Origin of the sequence: uncultured Streptococcus sp. (genome assembly GCF_963516515.1) — a bacterium.
Classification (GTDB): domain Bacteria; phylum Bacillota; class Bacilli; order Lactobacillales; family Streptococcaceae; genus Streptococcus.
The window spans coordinates 1-17,281 of the sequence record NZ_CAUQCJ010000037.1 but is presented as its reverse complement, the minus strand read 5'-3'; the positions used below and the strand labels follow the sequence as shown (position 1 = coordinate 17,281).

At 36.5% G+C, this 17,281-nt stretch carries 16 protein-coding genes and 1 pseudogene; 13 read left to right on the top strand and 4 right to left on the bottom strand.

Going from position 1 to position 17,281, the window contains the following annotated elements:
* Nucleotides 1–191: 191 nt before the first annotated feature.
* On the bottom strand, nucleotides 192–284 hold the full coding sequence (locus RYL77_RS07485; RefSeq protein ID WP_000969509.1) for a type I toxin-antitoxin system Fst family toxin: 93 nt from the start codon (nucleotides 282–284) through the stop codon (nucleotides 192–194).
* Between the two features lie 195 nt (nucleotides 285–479).
* On the opposite strand from RYL77_RS07485, the pseudogene RYL77_RS07480 reads away from it, so the two are divergent.
* Nucleotides 480–698, top strand: a pseudogene (locus RYL77_RS07480) (DUF5966 family protein); the annotation flags it as partial.
* 58 nt (nucleotides 699–756) lie between these two features.
* On the opposite strand, the gene RYL77_RS07475 reads toward RYL77_RS07480, so the two are convergent.
* Nucleotides 757–1,617, bottom strand: a complete 861-nt coding sequence (locus RYL77_RS07475; protein WP_125423440.1) for a helix-turn-helix domain-containing protein — start codon at nucleotides 1,615–1,617, stop codon at nucleotides 757–759.
* A 538-nt stretch (nucleotides 1,618–2,155) separates the two neighbouring features.
* Here RYL77_RS07475 and RYL77_RS07470 point away from each other — a divergent pair.
* Genes RYL77_RS07470 through RYL77_RS07460 form a run of 3 tightly spaced genes read left to right on the top strand, consistent with a single transcriptional unit; the run spans nucleotide 2,156 to nucleotide 4,553 of the window.
* The gene (locus RYL77_RS07470; protein ID WP_315010830.1) at nucleotides 2,156–3,091 is read left to right on the top strand and encodes an ABC transporter ATP-binding protein; all 936 of its coding nucleotides are present in this window, start codon (nucleotides 2,156–2,158) and stop codon (nucleotides 3,089–3,091) included.
* 4 nt (nucleotides 3,092–3,095) lie between these two features.
* The gene (locus RYL77_RS07465; protein ID WP_315010829.1) at nucleotides 3,096–3,824 is read left to right on the top strand and encodes an ABC transporter permease; all 729 of its coding nucleotides are present in this window, start codon (nucleotides 3,096–3,098) and stop codon (nucleotides 3,822–3,824) included.
* On the top strand, nucleotides 3,825–4,553 hold the full coding sequence (locus RYL77_RS07460) for an ABC transporter permease (RefSeq protein WP_315010828.1): 729 nt from the start codon (nucleotides 3,825–3,827) through the stop codon (nucleotides 4,551–4,553).
* Between the two features lie 144 nt (nucleotides 4,554–4,697).
* Here RYL77_RS07460 and RYL77_RS07455 read toward each other — a convergent pair whose 3' ends face one another.
* Nucleotides 4,698–4,790: a type I toxin-antitoxin system Fst family toxin gene (locus tag RYL77_RS07455; RefSeq protein WP_050101940.1), complete on the bottom strand. Its 93-nt coding sequence runs from the start codon at nucleotides 4,788–4,790 to the stop codon at nucleotides 4,698–4,700.
* 341 nt (nucleotides 4,791–5,131) lie between these two features.
* Nucleotides 5,132–5,224, bottom strand: a complete 93-nt coding sequence (locus tag RYL77_RS07450; protein WP_000970382.1) for a type I toxin-antitoxin system Fst family toxin — start codon at nucleotides 5,222–5,224, stop codon at nucleotides 5,132–5,134.
* Between the two features lie 133 nt (nucleotides 5,225–5,357).
* Here RYL77_RS07450 and ruvB point away from each other — a divergent pair, with 133 nt between their 5' ends.
* The 9 genes from ruvB to bglA all read left to right on the top strand — a co-directional run bounded on the left by ruvB (nucleotide 5,358) and on the right by bglA (nucleotide 17,171).
* Nucleotides 5,358–6,356, top strand: a complete 999-nt coding sequence (gene ruvB / locus RYL77_RS07445; protein WP_315010827.1) for a Holliday junction branch migration DNA helicase RuvB — start codon at nucleotides 5,358–5,360, stop codon at nucleotides 6,354–6,356.
* On the top strand, nucleotides 6,337–6,909 hold the full coding sequence (locus tag RYL77_RS07440) for a nucleotidyltransferase family protein (protein WP_315010826.1): 573 nt from the start codon (nucleotides 6,337–6,339) through the stop codon (nucleotides 6,907–6,909). The genes ruvB and RYL77_RS07440 overlap by 20 nt, the downstream gene beginning before the upstream one ends.
* A gap of 432 nt (nucleotides 6,910–7,341) precedes the next feature.
* The gene (locus RYL77_RS07435) at nucleotides 7,342–10,041 is read left to right on the top strand and encodes an RNA-directed DNA polymerase (protein ID WP_315010825.1); all 2,700 of its coding nucleotides are present in this window, start codon (nucleotides 7,342–7,344) and stop codon (nucleotides 10,039–10,041) included.
* A complete protein-coding gene (locus RYL77_RS07430) occupies nucleotides 10,034–10,741 on the top strand; it encodes a macro domain-containing protein (RefSeq protein ID WP_315010824.1) in 708 nt (235 codons plus the stop codon). Before RYL77_RS07435 ends, RYL77_RS07430 begins: the two co-directional genes overlap by 8 nt.
* Nucleotides 10,742–10,975: 234 nt before the next feature.
* On the top strand, nucleotides 10,976–11,734 hold the full coding sequence (locus RYL77_RS07425; protein WP_315010823.1) for an isoprenyl transferase: 759 nt from the start codon (nucleotides 10,976–10,978) through the stop codon (nucleotides 11,732–11,734).
* Between the two features lie 8 nt (nucleotides 11,735–11,742).
* Complete coding sequence (locus RYL77_RS07420; RefSeq protein WP_315010822.1) at nucleotides 11,743–12,546, top strand: phosphatidate cytidylyltransferase; 804 nt, start codon at nucleotides 11,743–11,745, stop codon at nucleotides 12,544–12,546.
* A gap of 21 nt (nucleotides 12,547–12,567) precedes the next feature.
* Nucleotides 12,568–13,827 (top strand): RIP metalloprotease RseP, encoded by a 1,260-nt coding sequence (rseP, locus tag RYL77_RS07415; RefSeq protein ID WP_315010821.1) that lies wholly within the window; start codon nucleotides 12,568–12,570, stop codon nucleotides 13,825–13,827.
* 12 nt (nucleotides 13,828–13,839) lie between these two features.
* Nucleotides 13,840–15,693 carry a proline--tRNA ligase gene (locus RYL77_RS07410; RefSeq protein WP_315010820.1) on the top strand — a complete coding sequence of 618 codons (1,854 nt, stop codon included), beginning with the start codon at nucleotides 13,840–13,842 and terminating at the stop codon, nucleotides 15,691–15,693.
* 98 nt (nucleotides 15,694–15,791) lie between these two features.
* On the top strand, nucleotides 15,792–17,171 hold the full coding sequence (gene bglA, locus RYL77_RS07405) for a 6-phospho-beta-glucosidase (protein WP_315010819.1): 1,380 nt from the start codon (nucleotides 15,792–15,794) through the stop codon (nucleotides 17,169–17,171).
* Nucleotides 17,172–17,281 lie beyond the last annotated feature (110 nt).

Sequence of the window (17,281 nt, the reverse complement as noted above, 5' to 3'; positions counted from 1 at the left end):
GAATCCCTAACTTTCTCTTAAACTTGAAAGTCTTGTTGTAAAGCGGTTAAAGCTTAAGAAGCTGAGAATGTAAAGTTTTGACAAATTTTGTGAACTATGGGATAATAAAAGGGAATTAAGTATTGTGTCTATATCATAGGCTAGAAAAGACCCCAAGCTCACGTCCAAATAAGCTTGGGGTCTTTTTGACACTATTTGTCCTTGTTTAGCCATTTATCGACTAATCGAAGAACGACACCGACCACAATTGGTCCGATGATAGTTTTAAGTATTGTATCCATCATGGGCTAATTCACCTCCTCTCGCAGGCGGTGTAGAAGTGCCGTAGAATATTATATCATAAAAGAGAAATTGGGCAAAAACTCAATTTCAGGAGAAAATGAAGTAAATCTTTCCACAATAAAACGCATAGTATCAAGATTTTTATTTTAACATGATATTATGCGTTTTTTGGTTTTAAAGACTTTTTTCTCAGACTTATGATTGGTTTTGTCAGTTTTCTTATTTTCGTGGAGGACTATGGAATTTATCTGTTCTTTACAGAGACTGAACTTTACACGGAAGATTTGGCACAGAATGGATTATTTGGTTTTACGACTTTCTTTATCATCTTTAATTTAGTTTTACTTGCTTTAGCATGCTGGGCAGGATACAAGTGGAAGAGGGGATATCAACAAAAGTGGAGAAAACGACATTAGTTCCTCTCCACTTTTACGTTTCTAGCTAATTGGTAATTATAACTTATTACGATTGAAGTCATCTATCTTTATCTTTTAAAAAATGGTCAATCTTAGCCATCATGAGCTTGTGCTCGTATATTTTACAGATATCACGAGCCTGTAAATAATAGTCAAGAATTTCATCCTGCTTTAAAAAATCTTTTCCGGCATTTGCAACGATAGTTAAAAGAGGCGCCAGCTGATAGCTGGTCTCTTTTTGTTTACAAAAGTCAATGGTTTCTAAGGCTTCTTGGACGGCTTCTAATTCCTTCCCTTTAGAGTGTAAATAATAGGCGAAATTATGTTTAACTCGAATATAACCAAATAAATACTCTTGGTGGTTTAAATCTTTTTCCTGATACAAACTGATAAGAAGTGAGTTATTTTCTTCGTATTCTGCATCACGCCCTACAGAAAAATAAAAATTAGATAAAGTATTGAGGAGTTTAAGATACACAGATGAGCTGACCGAAAGCTTTGGCAAAGCGTTCTCTAGACTGGCGATAGCTTCATCTTTGGAACTATGTAAGTAGAAAAGGATAATCGCTTGAATCCATAGAAGATAAAATTCATCCTCAGTAGATAGATACTGAGACTTTTCTTTTTCTAAGTTTAAGAGGTATTCTAAATCCTCGTAATTACGATCTTCAAGTAATTTTTCTGCTAATTTCTTAAACGGTGTTATATTGGAAGTCATTTCAATCTGTTCATCGAAAAAATATTCTAAGGGAACTTGAAGCCGATTTGCAAGTTTATAGAGTAAATCAGCAGCAGGCATATAGTTGCCACGTTCTATTTTGCTGATTTGGCTTTGCTCACAAATTCCTTCGGAAAGTGTTTTTTGTGAGAATCCTTTTTCTTTTCTCTTGGCTTTTAGTTTATCAGATAATATGCTCATCTTTAAACCTTCTTTAAATAAATTTACGATTAATTATATACTTTTAATCTCTATTTTTCAACTTTTCAACATAAAATAGTCTTAAAAGAATAAAGATAAAAAAAACTGAAAAAAAGAATGCTTTTTATTGACAAAGAATATTTAAAGTAGTACACTTACAAGTGTAAAGATAAGAAAAAGGTGGTTAATATGAGTATTTTAGTAAAGTTTCGTAAAATCATTTTTGTATTATCCTTTTTAGAATTATTTGGAAGCGGTTCCTTTTTTTGAAAAACCTGTAAATCAATCACAATATATTTTGGTTCGAGAATTATACAACAAGCTTCAACAATTAGTGGAGTTAATCTTGGACTGGAGGATTGATTTATTAAACGTTTGTGAAGTAACATTTATATAATGGATTGTGTCACAGATTGAAGGACTTAAAGGGGGATTGTAAGTTTGCTATACCCTATTACCCTCTCATATAACTAGTTATATAGGAACTACTCTATTATATCTCTTGATGTGGGTGTATAGATGTTAGGAGGAGAATAAAATGAGAAATCCAGTAATACAGACATCTAATTTATCAAAATCCTATGATGGGAAAATTATTTTAGATAAGATAGACTTTACGCTAAAACAGGGAGAAATTTATGGCTTACTAGGAAGAAATGGCGCTGGAAAGACTACCTTTATCAAAGCTATTCTAGGTTTGACAGCGATGGATAGTGGTGAAGTGAAGATTCTATCTGAAAAACTTTCAGGGGACTTTTCTAAGGATTTGCTATGTCAAATCGGAGTGGTATTGGACAGTGCTTCTTTTTATCCTAATTTAACGGGACCTGAAAATCTCTCTATTTTTGCAAGATTGAGAGGAATTTCGCTAAAACAGGTAGAGCAAGCGTTACAAGTAGTAGGATTAGATGGGGAAAATAAAAAACTATTCAAGCAGTATTCTCTGGGAATGAAGCAACGGTTGGCAATTGCTAACGCTATTATGCACCAGCCGAAAATTCTGATATTAGATGAACCAACAAATGGTTTGGATCCTATTGGTATCCTTGAAATGCGCCGCTATCTAAAGGAACTCAGTACCAATCATGGCATTTCGATTTTAATATCCAGTCACATTATTTCAGAACTTGAAAAGCTTGTAGATAGAGTTGGGATACTGCATGATGCCCACCTTATGGCTGAAAAGACTATGCAGGAATTAATAGATGGTGCAGATAAAAGGAAAATCCACCTAATTGTTTCGGATGCTTCTCAAGCTAAGGAAGTGCTTTGCAGGATAAACCTGCAAGAACAGATTAGTGTTCTTTCGGATATAGAACTTGAACTTCAGGGAGAATCACCTGCCTTTGACATTGCGGTTGTATCTAACGCCTTAAAAGACAACGGAATAGTTCTAAAAGAATATTCTTATAAAAACAATGAAAGTTTAGAGGATTACTTTAAGCGGGTAACAGGAGGTGAGGGAATTGCTTGATTTAGTGAAGATTGAATTTCTCAAACAAAGGCATCAAAAACTGAATTTTGTCGTATATGGTGTTGTTTCCCTCTACCTAGTTCTCATCTGTTATTATGTAAATGATGCGAGAGGCTTGTTTGACTCCTTCCCCTTTGTCTATAAATTTTCTTTGTCTTATTTAAACTTTTTGATTCTCCCTTTGTATTGTGTTTCCTATACAATACAGGCATTTGGTGTAGAATATCGCTATCGCATCATGAACAACTTGAAACTCGCTTCAGCAAATCTGATGAAGACATTCTGGGCTAAGATTTTGTATATTGAAATCAACGCTCTGTGTATCATGTTATTCACCTATATTTCGGTTTCCTTATTTGCACTACTATCTCGCTTTTCTTCAACAGTCAGTTTGTCTTTATTATTAAGATTCTTCTCTCTTTGTATGAGTAGTGGTGTCTTAATTCCCATGGGAGTATTTCCTTTAGTTGCTTTGGTCATGATAAAAGTAAGAGGCAAGGAGATAGTTGGAAATTTGGTCGGCGTCATGTATGTTTTAGTGTCATTTTTTTTAGCAAGGACGAGTCCAAATATCAGTCCAGTAACAAGTGCTAACAGTTTAATCTGGGAAGGAAACAGAGAAGGAGTGGTACTTCAACAGCCAGCTATCTTATCGATTATTGTACTAGGTTTATCTTTACTTGTTTTGTCTTTCTTGTCCATTAAATCTTGGTTAAGAAAGGTGGATGAATAAATGTTGATGCTAGAATTGACTAAACTAAGAAGGCGAAAGATACTGTATATGATTCCCTTTGTAGCCATCCTGCTCTTTTTGTTAGAGTTTATGATTGGTCATCAGATTTATCAAGGGCATTCGTACGGTAGTGTGAATGGCTGGTATGTAGAAAATGGTTTCTTCTTTTTGAACTACTATTTTCTCCTCCCTTTTTCGAGCATGATTTTAGTGGATTTGATAAGAATAGAACAAGTGTCTAAAACGATTTCAAATCTCAGACTGATTCCTGTCAATTTGAAACAATTACTCCAAGCGAAGTTTATGCTTGCTTTGTTGATTAATCTACTAGTCAGTGAATTCACTTTTTTGACTATGCTTATCCTAGAGCTAATGGATGGTGATTTTGCTTTCTCTAGTCTTGCAATGTTATCTTGGGGACTTGTTTATGGAGCAATTGCTTTTGCTTATACATTGTCTGCTGGTATTATTGTCCTCTTCTTAGGAAAATATCGGAAGGAACTTATCCTTGCTCTACCACTTGCCTTTTTATTGTCATTTGCAGGTTTGTTTACTTTAACAACGGTTGTTGGGAGATATTATCTGGCAAATTTACTACTAATCATCATGGAGGAATTCACGGTTTTAACAGTTTCTGTATATGCCGTGTGGCTGATTACCTTGGTGGCATGTCTCCTTTATTTGTTGTCAGATAAACGCATGATGAACATTATTTTTGCTTATAAATGACAAGCTAAGTAGATGAGGATATAAACCTTTGACAAATTTTGTGAACTGTGGGATAATGGAGAGGAATTAAGGATTAGTTCTATATCATGGACTAGAAAAGACCCCAAGCTAACTTCCACATTAAGCTTGGGGTCTTTTTTGACACTATTTGTCCTTGTTTAGCCATTTATCGACTAAGCGAAGAACAACACCGACCACAATTGGTCCGATGATAGTTTTAAGGATTAGTTCCATCATGGGCTATCTCACCTCCTTTCGTAGGCGGTGTAGCAGTGCCGTAGAATATTATACCACATAGGTGCTAAACTCGGGAGTCATCCAATCAGGTGGAGTTTTTTTGCTTTATTTCAAGCTTTTGGGGACTATTCTAAAAATAATTTTTCGATAACTTTTGCTTAATCTTATAAACTTTATTGGACAGATTCTAAAGTTGGAGAAGCTTAATGGATGAGGATATAAACCTTTGACAAAATGTGTGAACTATGGGATAATAAAAAGGAATTGAGTACTAGTTCTATATCATAGGCTAGAAAAGACCCCAAGCTCACGACCAAATAAGCTTGAGGTCTTTTTTGACACTATTTGTCCTTGTTTAGCCATTTATCGACTAATCGAAGAACGACACCGACCACAATTGGTCCGATGATAGTTTTGAGTACTAATTCCATCATGGGCTATCTCACCTCCTTTCGTAGGCGGTGTAGCAGTGCCGTGAAATATTATACCACATACATGCCAAACTCGGGAGTCACCCAATCGGGTGGCTTTTTTGTTTGTGGCTTGGTTTTTTGATATAATAGAGCCATGAGTAGAATTTTAGATAATGAGATAATGGGGGATGAGGAGTTAGTAGAACGCACGCTCCGTCCTCAGTACTTACGTGAATATATTGGACAGGATAAGGTCAAGGACCAGCTTCAAATCTTTATCGAAGCTGCTAAAATGCGGGATGAAGCGCTGGATCATGTGCTCTTATTTGGGCCTCCAGGTTTGGGGAAGACGACCATGGCCTTTGTTATTGCAAACGAACTGGGTGTTAATCTCAAGCAGACGTCGGGTCCTGTTATCGAAAAGGCTGGTGATCTGGTAGCGATTTTGAATGACTTAGAGCCTGGGGATGTCCTTTTTATTGATGAGATTCATCGCTTGCCCATGTCTGTGGAAGAGGTGCTTTATAGTGCCATGGAGGACTTCTACATTGATATCATGATTGGGGCTGGTGAAGGCAGTCGCAGTGTTCATTTGGAGTTACCACCTTTTACCTTGATTGGTGCGACGACTCGGGCTGGTATGCTGTCAAATCCTCTACGGGCACGTTTTGGGATTACGGGGCATATGGAATACTATGCCCATGCTGACTTGACAGAAATTGTCGAGCGGACGGCAGATATTTTTGAGATGGAAATTACTCATGAGGCAGCATCTGAGCTAGCCTTACGTAGTCGTGGGACTCCTCGTATTGCCAATCGTCTCCTCAAGCGCGTGCGCGATTTTGCCCAGATTATGGGGAATGGGATTATCGATGATCTTATTACCGATAAGGCTCTAACCATGCTAGATGTTGACCATGAAGGCTTGGACTATGTGGACCAGAAAATCCTTCGCACCATGATTGAGATGTACGGTGGTGGTCCTGTCGGATTAGGAACTCTTTCTGTTAACATAGCAGAAGAACGTGAGACAGTTGAAGATATGTATGAGCCTTACTTGATTCAAAAAGGTTTTATCATGCGAACTCGTTCAGGACGAGTTGCGACCGCTAAGGCTTACGAACATTTAGGGTATGAATACAGTGAAAAATGAGCAAGAAATTCTAGAGGCTTTCAGAGAAAATCTGGATATGATGGCTATTCTGACCATCATCCGAGATCTTGGTCTGAAAGACTCGTGGTTGGCAGCAGGTTCGGTACGAAATTTCATCTGGAATCTCTTGTCAGACAGACCAGCTTTTGACCGTGAAACAGATGTGGATGTCATTTTCTTTGATCCAGATATTTCTTACGAGGAAACCTTATCCCTAGAGAAAAAGCTGAGAGAGGACTTTCCTCAGTACCAATGGGAATTAAAAAATCAAGTCTATATGCACCAGCACAGTCCTCACACTGCTCCCTATACTAGCTCTCGTGATGCTATGAGTAAGTATCCAGAACGGTGTACGGCAGTTGGGTTTCGCTTGAATGAAGAATCCGCTTTGGAATTCTTTACTCCTTATGGACTCGAGGATATTTTGAATTTTCAAGTTCGTCCAACTCCTCATTTTTTAGATAATGAAGACCGAATGAAGCTCTATCAAATACGCTTATCCAAGAAAAATTGGCAGGAGAAATGGAAAAATTTGATTTTTAAAAATACTTAAGGAAACTTTAAGCTAGGAAGTGTATACTAAGTGCATAAGTTAAGAAGACCTTAACTTAAACTCCTAAAACTTTTTCATAATAATCTCCCTATAAAAAATAGAGTCGCCCAATCAGGCGGCTTATTTTTTATGATCAAATAATCGCTAATTCTTCAAATTTATCATATAGTCAATAAAAGATAATAATCAAGATAGAATATAATATAGATGCAGAATATTACATTTTATAATATTGATGTAATTTTATTTGGCTTATAGAGAGTAGTTTTCGATAAATGAGATATCGCTGAATTTGTTTATGAACATGACTATTAAGTCTATAGACTAATAATTATTGAACAAAAACCACTTAAATAGTATAATAAGTTTTGTAAGAAAGTTGCTAGAGACTTTTGGGTTCATAATGAAAAGTGAAGGGATTTTATAGGATAAATGAATAAAGATATTCTAGTTAACAAAAAATATTTAGCAAACAAAATCTTAACAGAATTAAGATACAATAAAAGATATATGTATAACTGGGTTAAATGGTTTGGTAATACAGATAAAGACTCTCTAAAAATTAGAGAATATTTAGAAGAGGAAATTGAAAATGTTAATTATGAAATAAAAGATTCTCGATTTGATGTAGAGAATTGTTTTATAGATGCCGTTCCCTTATTCAAAAAAATTAGTCGTTCTGAGGAAGAACTGAATAACAAAGATGATGAAAATTTATGTGAACGAGAAAAAAATGTTATCAGTTTTGCTGCAGAAAATAAAATAAATGGTGCCATAGAATATAATTATTTCTTACTATCTGATTTGAAAATAATGATATTAGGAGCAATTTGGGTAGAAGTTATAGGTAGAGAATTAGATAATGGACAATTATCTAATGATGTATATGCAAATCGAGTTTCTGAAAATACAAGTTCCATTTTCAAACCTTATTTTGAAGCCTATTCTGATTTTAGAGATGCAAGTTTTAAAGAAGTGAAAACATTGATTGAGAATAATAGGACTGGTATTTTAGTGCAGACAGACCTCAGTAAATGTTTTTATTCCATTAATATAAAAGAACTAGAAGATAAAATTAAAAAGTTACTTACGGCTAGCGAAGTAGGTGAAAATGTAATCAGATTAAATGATTATGTTTTTAGTGTTTTAGAGAAATATAATGATTTACAAACTGTTAAGGAGTACGTAGTAAAACTATCTTCTCAGAAAGATCAAAAAGTTTTACCTATAGGTTTTTTTCCTAGTAATGTATTAATTAATATTTATCTTAAAGAGTTAGACAAAGAGATAAAATCTAGACACAATCCCATACAGTATGGAAGGTATGTTGATGATATATCTTTTGTTATCGTAAAAGAAATTAATAATGATAATAAAAATGAAATTGTTAATGATATCGAAGGAGAATTAGATAAAATAAAAGAAAAATTAAAGAAAAAAAATATTTATATAAATCTTAATTTTGAAAAGACTCTATATTTTATTATAAGTGAGAAGAATGATATAAATTATTTGAAAAAATTTGAAAAGGAAACCTCAAGATTATCTAGTGATAATCATAGGATTATTGATCCACTAGAGTTTGAAGACGAGTTTGATAAAGCATATATTTTGACAAAAGATATTACAAAATTATCAGATTTATTTACAATATCCAAGGATAAAAAACATTTAAGCAGAGTAATTTCCACAATTTTTTATTCTATTTATGGGAGTATGAGAAAAGAAAATCATAAAAAGAATATTGAACTATCAAAAAAGTTTCTCAAATATTTTTATGATTTTGTTGATGATGAATTTTTTTTAGAACTATATGATTATTGGTATCAGTTATGTACGATAGAAAAAATTTCTCAAGATCTACAGAAGTTAGATGAAAAAGATCTAGCTAAAACTATGTTCTACAATAAACTAGAAAATATTAAATCTGTTGATGATGAATTGATAGGTACTTTTGTAAAATGTTATGAAGACTTATTAAATAAATGTTTTTTAGAAAAAGACAATGAGCTATTTGTTAGTTTACAAGATAATTTTAGAAAACCAAAATATAAATATCAAGAAAATAAATATTTACTTAACTATGAGATTCAATTAAAAGAACTATACAAGATATTCAAGTATATTGGTGAGGAAGAGTTTCAAAAATTGAAAATAGAATCTGACCAATTTGAGGAACTAAATAGTTTATTCAAAAAGTGGAATGAAAATAATGGATATCCTAAAAAAATTGCAAATAAGGATGTGCTTTTAGAAGATTATGAGCAAAAATCATCTCTTCGATTTGCTCAAGCAAATATTTACTCTTCAGAAGAAAAATTAGATACATTTATGAAGACAACAGAAAATTTATCTTCACTTTCAGATATTGTAACTGTTTTAAATTTATCAGATAAATATAATGCTGATATTATTTCTTTTCCTGAGCAAGGGATCAGTATTGAAGATATTGTTACTGTAGTAAAGCATGCCGTAAAGACCAAAACATTGATAGTAGGTGGATTAGATTTTATATTTATAAACGGAAGAATCTTAAATCTAACAATTGTTATTATACCACTCAAAACAACAATTAAAGATGTTGACTATAAAGATGCTCAAATTCAACTAATTCCAAAGATATACCCTTCGCCAGACGAATACAATAAATTTAGGCATAGTAAACCCGAAAGCAAGAATCTTAATTGGAGAATGTACATTCCAAAAGAAGAATATAATCATACATTTAATTTCAGAGGATATAAGCACGCTTTTTTAAATTGTTATGAAGCAACTTCAATAGATTTGAAATATGAAATTTCTAAAGAAGAACCAACTGTCATACATCTAATTACTAATAATAAAGACATAAAGTATTATTACCAGATTTCTGAGAGTCTCTCTAGAGATTTGATGGCCGTGACGAGTATAACAAATTATTCTAAGTTGGGTGGAGTTCAAATTTTTGTTCCTTATAAAGAGGAGTATAAGCGTGTAGTTTCAAGTCATAAAGGATCGAAGAATACTCATGTAGATATTTGCGATATAGATTTAGATGATATAAATAATAAACGATTAGATAATCTCAATGAAAATATGAAGCAGAACCCTCCAAAATACTATTATAGAAATGTAGAGGAGTATTATGATTAGTAAAATTAAAGAGTATGGACCAATTACATTAGCGTGGTTTGGTAGTATACAATTTTTACAGCCATTGATTCCAAACGATCCTAGCAAATATATTATTTGTCAAATATTAATCTTGTTAGTTTCATTTATAATTGCATATATTTACAAGAAGAATCGATATAAATTTTTGAGTAATACACAAAAACTAAATCTAAAGATTTATTATGATGATATTTTTAAGACGAAATATAATGATTATATCCGAGTTATTGCAACCGATGATGATTTAACGGTTGATAAAACTAAAATTAGTCCAAAGTCTGTATATTCTCACTTTCTTAATAGAATTAATGTGCTTGATTTAGAAAATGTAAGGAGGGAGACTAATCGAATTGTAACAATGCAAAATAATTCTTCTGTATATTATTTAGTTAAAATTGCTGCTTTTGATGAAAATGATACGATGATTTTAGAAGATATTAGAGACTATTTTTCAATGTTGTATGACCTTTGTGAATATATAGAAAATAATGCAAAAGGGAGGAAAATAGTATGTCCTGTTTTGGGTGGAAAAATAAGTTTCAAGAATTCAACACCTACTAGTTCTGATAGACTTAGTTTGATGAAATTAGCATTTGAGACCTATTGTTTTAAAAGAGAGATTGATATTACGATTGTTGTGAAAAAGGATAATACAAGGCCTAAAAAGTATGCAATATAAAAAGGAAACTTTAAGCTAGGAAGTGTATACTAAGTGCATAAGTTAAGAAGACCTTAACTTAAACTCCTAAAACTTTTTCATAATAATCTCCCTATAAAAAATTGAGTCGCCCAATCAGGCGACTTATTTTTTTGAAAACTGAGCCGAGTGCCTGAGAATACATAGCTTAGTGATAGAAGAAAATAGGGAAATATGGTATAATGAAACGATAGATTTTTGAATAGGAATAAGATCATGTTTGGATTTTTTAAGAAAGATAAGGCTGTGGAAGTAGAAGTTCCGACACAGATTCCTGCTCATATCGGCATTATCATGGATGGGAATGGCCGTTGGGCTAAAAAACGTATGCAACCGCGAGTTTTCGGACACAAGGCTGGCATGGAAGCATTGCAAACTGTGACCAAGGCAGCCAACAAACTGGGTGTTAAGGTTATTACGGTTTATGCTTTTTCTACGGAAAATTGGACCCGCCCCGATCAGGAAGTCAAGTTTATCATGAACTTGCCCGTAGAGTTTTATGATAATTATGTCCCTGAACTGCATGCGAATAATGTTAAGATTCAAATGATTGGGGAGACAGATCGCCTGCCTAAGCAGACCTTTGAAGCCTTAACCAAGGCTGAGGAATTGACTAAGAACAACACAGGTTTGATTCTTAATTTTGCCCTCAACTATGGTGGACGTGCTGAGATTACACAGGCTCTTAAGTTGATTTCTCAGGATGTGTTAGATGCCAAAATCAACCCAGGTGACATCACAGAGGAATTGATTGGCAACTATCTCTTCACCCAGCATTTGCCTAAGGATGTACGAGATCCGGACTTGATTATCCGTACTAGTGGAGAATTGCGTTTGAGTAATTTCCTTCCATGGCAGGGGGCTTATAGTGAACTCTATTTTACAGATACCTTGTGGCCTGACTTTGACGAAGCAGCCTTGCAGGAAGCCATTCTTGCCTACAATCGTCGTCACCGCCGATTTGGAGGAGTTTAGGAGGAAATATGACACAGGATTTACAGAAAAGAACCTTGTTTGCAGGGATTGCACTGGCTATCTTCCTACCGATTTTAATGATTGGGGGACTCTTGCTGCAGATAGCAATCGGAATCATAGCCATGCTAGCCATGCATGAACTTTTGAAGATGAGAGGTCTAGAGACCATGACGATGGAGGGCCTCTTGACCCTCTTTGCAACCTTTGCTTTGACCATTCCCTTGGAGAATTACCTGACTTTTTTGCCAGTTGATGGGAATGTGGTTGCTTATAGTGTTTTGATTTCAATTATGTTAGGAACGACTGTTTTTAGCAAGTCCTATACGATTGAGGATGCTGTTTTCCCTCTTGCTATGAGTTTCTATGTGGGCTTTGGTTTTAATGCTCTATTAGATGCTAGAATTGCAGGTTTAGATAAGGCACTATTAGCCTTGTGTATTGTTTGGGCAACAGATAGTTGTGCTTATCTTGTAGGGATGAGATACGGTAAACGAAAATTAGCGCCAAGGGTATCACCCAATAAAACCCTTGAGGGATCTTTTGGTGGTATTTTAGGAGCTATCTTGATAACAATTGTCTTTATGATTTTTGATAGGACAGTTGCTCTTCCGTATGGAGTTTACAAGATGTCAGTCTTTGCTATTTTCTTTAGCATAGCTGGACAATTTGGTGATTTACTAGAAAGCTCGATTAAGCGTCACTTTGGTGTTAAGGATTCTGGGAAATTTATCCCTGGACATGGTGGTGTTTTGGATCGTTTCGATAGTATGTTGCTTGTATTTCCAATCATGCACTTGTTTGGACTCTTTTAATCAAAAGACGGAGGAAATACTATGCTCGGAATTTTAACCTTTATTCTGGTTTTCGGGATTATTGTGGTGGTGCACGAGTTCGGTCACTTCTACTTTGCCAAAAAATCAGGAATTCTAGTGCGTGAATTTGCCATTGGCATGGGACCCAAGATCTTTGCTCATATTGGTAAGGACGGGACGGCCTATACCATTCGGATCTTGCCTCTGGGTGGCTATGTCCGCATGGCCGGTTGGGGTGATGATACAACTGAAATCAAGACAGGTACTCCTGTCAGTTTGACACTTGCTGATGATGGTAAGGTTAAACGCATCAATCTTTCAGGTAAAAAATTGGACCAAACAGCTCTTCCTATGCAGGTGACCCAGTTTGACTTTGAAGATAAGCTCTTTATCAAAGGCTTGGTTTTGGAAGAAGAAAAAACATTTGCAGTGGATCACGATGCAACGGTTGTGGAAGCAGATGGTACTGAGGTTCGGATTGCTCCTTTAGATGTTCAATATCAAAATGCGACTATCTGGGGGAAACTGATTACTAATTTTGCAGGTCCTATGAACAACTTTATCTTAGGTGTCGTTGTTTTTTGGATTTTAATCTTTATGCAGGGTGGTGTCAGAGATGTTGATACCAATCAATTCCATGTCATGCCCCAAGGGGCCTTGGCTAAGGTGGGAGTACCAGAAACGGCACAAATTACCAAGATTGGCTCACATGAGGTTAGCAACTGGGAAAGTTTAATCCAGGCTGTGGAAGCAGAAACCAAAGATAAGACGGCCCCGACCTTGGATGTGACTATTTCTGAAAAGGGGAGTGACAAACAAGTAACGGTTACTCCAGAAGAAAGTCAAGGCCGTTACCTTCTAGGTGTTCAACCGGGGATTAAGTCAGATTTTCTATCTATGTTTGTAGGTGGTTTTACAACTGCTGCTGACTCAGCCCTACGAATTCTATCAGCTCTGAAAAATCTGATTTTTCAACCGGATTTGAACAAGCTAGGTGGACCTGTTGCCATCTTTAAGGCAAGTAGTGATGCTGCTAAAAATGGAATTGAGAATGTCTTGTACTTCTTGGCAATGATTTCCATCAATATCGGGATTTTTAATCTTATTCCGATTCCAGCTCTGGATGGTGGTAAGATTGTGCTCAATATCCTAGAAGCCATCCGCCGCAAACCATTAAAACAAGAAATTGAAACCTATGTCACCTTGGCCGGAGTGGTCATCATGGTTGTCTTGATGATTGCTGTGACTTGGAATGACATTATGCGACTCTTTTTTAGATAATCGAGGAATATTATGAAACAAAGTAAAATGCCTATCCCAACGCTTCGCGAAATGCCAAGCGATGCTCAAGTTATCAGCCATGCTCTTATGTTGCGAGCTGGTTATGTTCGCCAAGTCTCAGCAGGTGTTTATTCTTACCTACCACTTGCCAACCGTGTGATTGAAAAAGCTAAAAACATCATGCGCCAAGAATTCGACAAGATTGGTGCCGTTGAGATGTTGGCTCCTGCCCTTCTTAGTGCAGAATTGTGGCGCGAATCAGGTCGTTACGAAACTTATGGTGAAGACCTTTACAAACTAAAAAACCGCGAAAAATCAGACTTTATCCTAGGTCCAACTCACGAAGAAACCTTTACAGCTATTGTCCGTGATTCTGTTAAGTCTTACAAGCAATTGCCACTTAATCTTTATCAAATCCAGCCTAAGTATCGTGATGAAAAACGCCCACGTAATGGACTTCTCCGTACACGTGAGTTTATCATGAAGGATGCTTACAGTTTCCACGCTAACTATGATAGCTTGGACAGTGTTTACGATGAGTACAAGGCTGCTTATGAGCGTATTTTCACTCGTAGTGGCTTAGACTTCAAGGCTATCATTGGTGACGGTGGAGCCATGGGTGGTAAGGACAGCCAAGAATTTATGGCCATTACACCTGCTCGTACAGACCTTGACCGCTGGGTTGTTTTGGATAAGTCAGTTGCCTCATTTGATGAGATTCCTGCAGAGGTGCAAGAAGAAATCAAGGCAGAATTGCTCAAATGGATGGTTTCTGGTGAAGATACCATTGCTTACTCAAGTGAGTCTAGCTATGCGGCCAACTTGGAAATGGCAACAAACGAGTACAAACCAAGCAACCGTGTTGTCGCTGAAGAAGAAGTGACTCGTGTTGCAACACCAGATGTTAAATCAATTGATGAAGTTGCAGCCTTCCTCAATGTTCCAGAAGAACAAACGATTAAAACCCTCTTCTACATGGCAGATGGTGAACTTGTTGCGGCCCTTCTAGTTGGAAATGACCAGCTCAACGAAGTTAAGTTGAAAAACCACTTGGGAGCAGATTTCTTTGACGTTGCTAGCGAAGAAGAAGTGGCGAGTCTTGTTCAAGCAGGTTTTGGTTCACTTGGACCAGTTGGTTTGCCAGAGAATGTTAAAATCATCGCAGACCGTAAGGTGCAAGATGTCCATAATGCAGTTGTGGGTGCTAACGAAGATGGCTTCCACTTGACTGGTGTGAACCCAGGTCGTGATTTTACTGCAGAATATGTGGATATCCGTGAAGTTCGTGAGGGTGAAATTTCTCCAGACGGACAAGGTGTCCTTAACTTTGCGCGTGGTATCGAAATTGGTCACATCTTCAAACTCGGCACTCGCTATTCAGCAAGCATGGGAGCAGATGTTTTGGATGAAAATGGCCGTGCTGTGCCAATTATCATGGGATGTTACGGTATCGGTGTCAGCCGTCTCCTTTCAGCAGTGATGGAGCAACACGCTCGCCTCTTTGTTAACAAAACGCCAAAAGGTGAATACCGTTACGCTTGGGGAATCAACTTCCCTAAAGAATTGGCACCATTTGATGTGCACTTGATTACTGTCAATGTCAAGGATGAAGAAGCGCAAGCCTTGACAGAAAAACTTGAAGCAAGCTTGATGGGAGCTGGTTACGAAGTCTTGACAGATGACCGCAACGAACGTGTCGGAGTCAAATTCAGCGATAGCGACTTGATTGGGTTGCCAATCCGTATCACTGTTGGGAAGAAAGCAGCAGATGGTATCGTAGAAGTTAAGATTAAAGCGACTGGTGACACTATCGAAGTTCATGCAGATAACGTACTTGAAACGCTTGAAATCCTAAGCAAGAAATAAAAACTATAATCAGAAGAAAAACAAGGAAAAAATGTAACTAGTTTTTACCTTGTTTTTTCTGTATAATGGGAAAAATGAGTAGATAAAGAGGTAAATGTATGCTAAGATTTCCAAAGGATTTTGTCTGGGGATCCTCCACTTCTGGGCCGCAGACAGAAGGGCGTGTAGCTGGTGACGGTAAGGGAGATAATCTCTGGGATTATTGGTACCAAGTGGAGCCAAATCGTTACTATAATGGGATTGGTCCAGATAAGACATCGACCTTTTATGAAAATTGGGAACAGGATATTGAGCTCTTGTTAGAAACTGGTCACACAGCTTTTCGGACTTCTATCCAGTGGTCACGGATTTTTCCACAAGGTTGTGGAAAAGTCAACCCTCAAGGTGTGGATTTTTATCGTAAGGTTTTTGAGGCTATTAAGGCTAAGGGGATTCGTCTGTTAGTCAATCTCTACCACTTTGATTTGCCTTTTGCTCTTCAAGAAGCTGGTGATGGTTGGGAAAATAAGGCGACTGTTTCAGCCTATGAAGACTATGCTCGTTTTTGTTTTGAGACTTATGGAGATCTAGTGGATCAATGGATTACCTTTAACGAGCCCATCGTTCCAGTAGAATTTGGCTATTTTTACGATGCCCATTATCCACATAAGGTGGATGCAGAAGCAGCCGTTAAAGTAGCTTATCATACACAATTGGCTAGCAGTCTGGCGGTTAAGGCTTGTCATGAACTCTTGCCAGATTCTAAGATTGGGATTGTCTTAAACTTGACACCGGCTTATCCACGTAGCCAGCATCCTGCTGATGTCAAGGCAGCTCGTATTGCGGACCTTTTTCAGGCCCAATCTTTCTTAGATCCGTCTGTTTTGGGGACTTATCCACAGGAGTTGGTAGAAATCTTGCATGAACACGGTCTCTTGCCTGATACCACAGAGAAGGAGTTGGAGCTCATTAGTGACAATACGGTAGACTTCCTTGGTGTCAACTACTATCAGCCTTTGCGTGTTATGGCACCTCGATTTGCTAAGAATCCAGAGAGTCCACTCTTGCCAGAACATTTTTACGAGCCATATGTTATGCCTGGCCGTAAAATCAATCCTCACCGTGGCTGGGAGATTTATGAGCAAGGAATTTATGATATTGCCCAAAATATCAAGGAAAATTATGGCAATATCGAGTGGATATTGACAGAGAATGGTATGGGTGTTGAAGGGGAAGAAAAATTCCGTCAAGATGGGATGATTCAAGATGATTACCGTATTGACTTTGTAAAAGGTCATCTTCGTGAATTACACCGTGCCATTGAAGATGGAGCAAACTGTAAAGGATACTTAATCTGGACCTTTATTGACTGCTGGTCATGGCTCAATAGCTATAAAAATCGCTACGGTTTGGTCGAATTAGACTTGGAAACACAAGAACGTCGTCTGAAAAAATCAGGGCATTGGTTCAAGGAACTAAGCGACAATAATGGATTTTAAAAAAGACTCTGACTGATTATCCTAATTGGTCAGAGTTTTTTTGATTACAGAAGGCTAATTTGAACTATACCAATTTTTACTCTTGACAAGTGAAAGAAACAAGTATATAC

Bases quoted from the DNA above. Each gene is read 5' to 3' on its own strand.
- ruvB (WP_315010827.1), top strand. From the start codon at position 5,358: ATGAGTAGAATTTTAGATAATGAGATAATGGGGGATGAGGAGTTAGTA.
- RYL77_RS07460 (WP_315010828.1), top strand. From the start codon at position 3,825: ATGTTGATGCTAGAATTGACTAAACTAAGAAGGCGAAAGATACTGTAT.
- RYL77_RS07410 (WP_315010820.1), top strand. From the start codon at position 13,840: ATGAAACAAAGTAAAATGCCTATCCCAACGCTTCGCGAAATGCCAAGC.
- RYL77_RS07435 (WP_315010825.1), top strand. From the start codon at position 7,342: ATGAATAAAGATATTCTAGTTAACAAAAAATATTTAGCAAACAAAATC.
- RYL77_RS07485 (WP_000969509.1), bottom strand. From the start codon at position 284: ATGATGGATACAATACTTAAAACTATCATCGGACCAATTGTGGTCGGT.
- RYL77_RS07470 (WP_315010830.1), top strand. From the start codon at position 2,156: ATGAGAAATCCAGTAATACAGACATCTAATTTATCAAAATCCTATGAT.
- RYL77_RS07475 (WP_125423440.1), bottom strand. From the start codon at position 1,617: ATGAGCATATTATCTGATAAACTAAAAGCCAAGAGAAAAGAAAAAGGA.
- RYL77_RS07440 (WP_315010826.1), top strand. From the start codon at position 6,337: ATGAATACAGTGAAAAATGAGCAAGAAATTCTAGAGGCTTTCAGAGAA.
- RYL77_RS07455 (WP_050101940.1), bottom strand. From the start codon at position 4,790: ATGATGGAACTAATCCTTAAAACTATCATCGGACCAATTGTGGTCGGT.
- RYL77_RS07430 (WP_315010824.1), top strand. From the start codon at position 10,034: ATGATTAGTAAAATTAAAGAGTATGGACCAATTACATTAGCGTGGTTT.
- RYL77_RS07420 (WP_315010822.1), top strand. From the start codon at position 11,743: ATGACACAGGATTTACAGAAAAGAACCTTGTTTGCAGGGATTGCACTG.
- bglA (WP_315010819.1), top strand. From the start codon at position 15,792: ATGCTAAGATTTCCAAAGGATTTTGTCTGGGGATCCTCCACTTCTGGG.
- RYL77_RS07425 (WP_315010823.1), top strand. From the start codon at position 10,976: ATGTTTGGATTTTTTAAGAAAGATAAGGCTGTGGAAGTAGAAGTTCCG.
- RYL77_RS07450 (WP_000970382.1), bottom strand. From the start codon at position 5,224: ATGATGGAATTAGTACTCAAAACTATCATCGGACCAATTGTGGTCGGT.
- rseP (WP_315010821.1), top strand. From the start codon at position 12,568: ATGCTCGGAATTTTAACCTTTATTCTGGTTTTCGGGATTATTGTGGTG.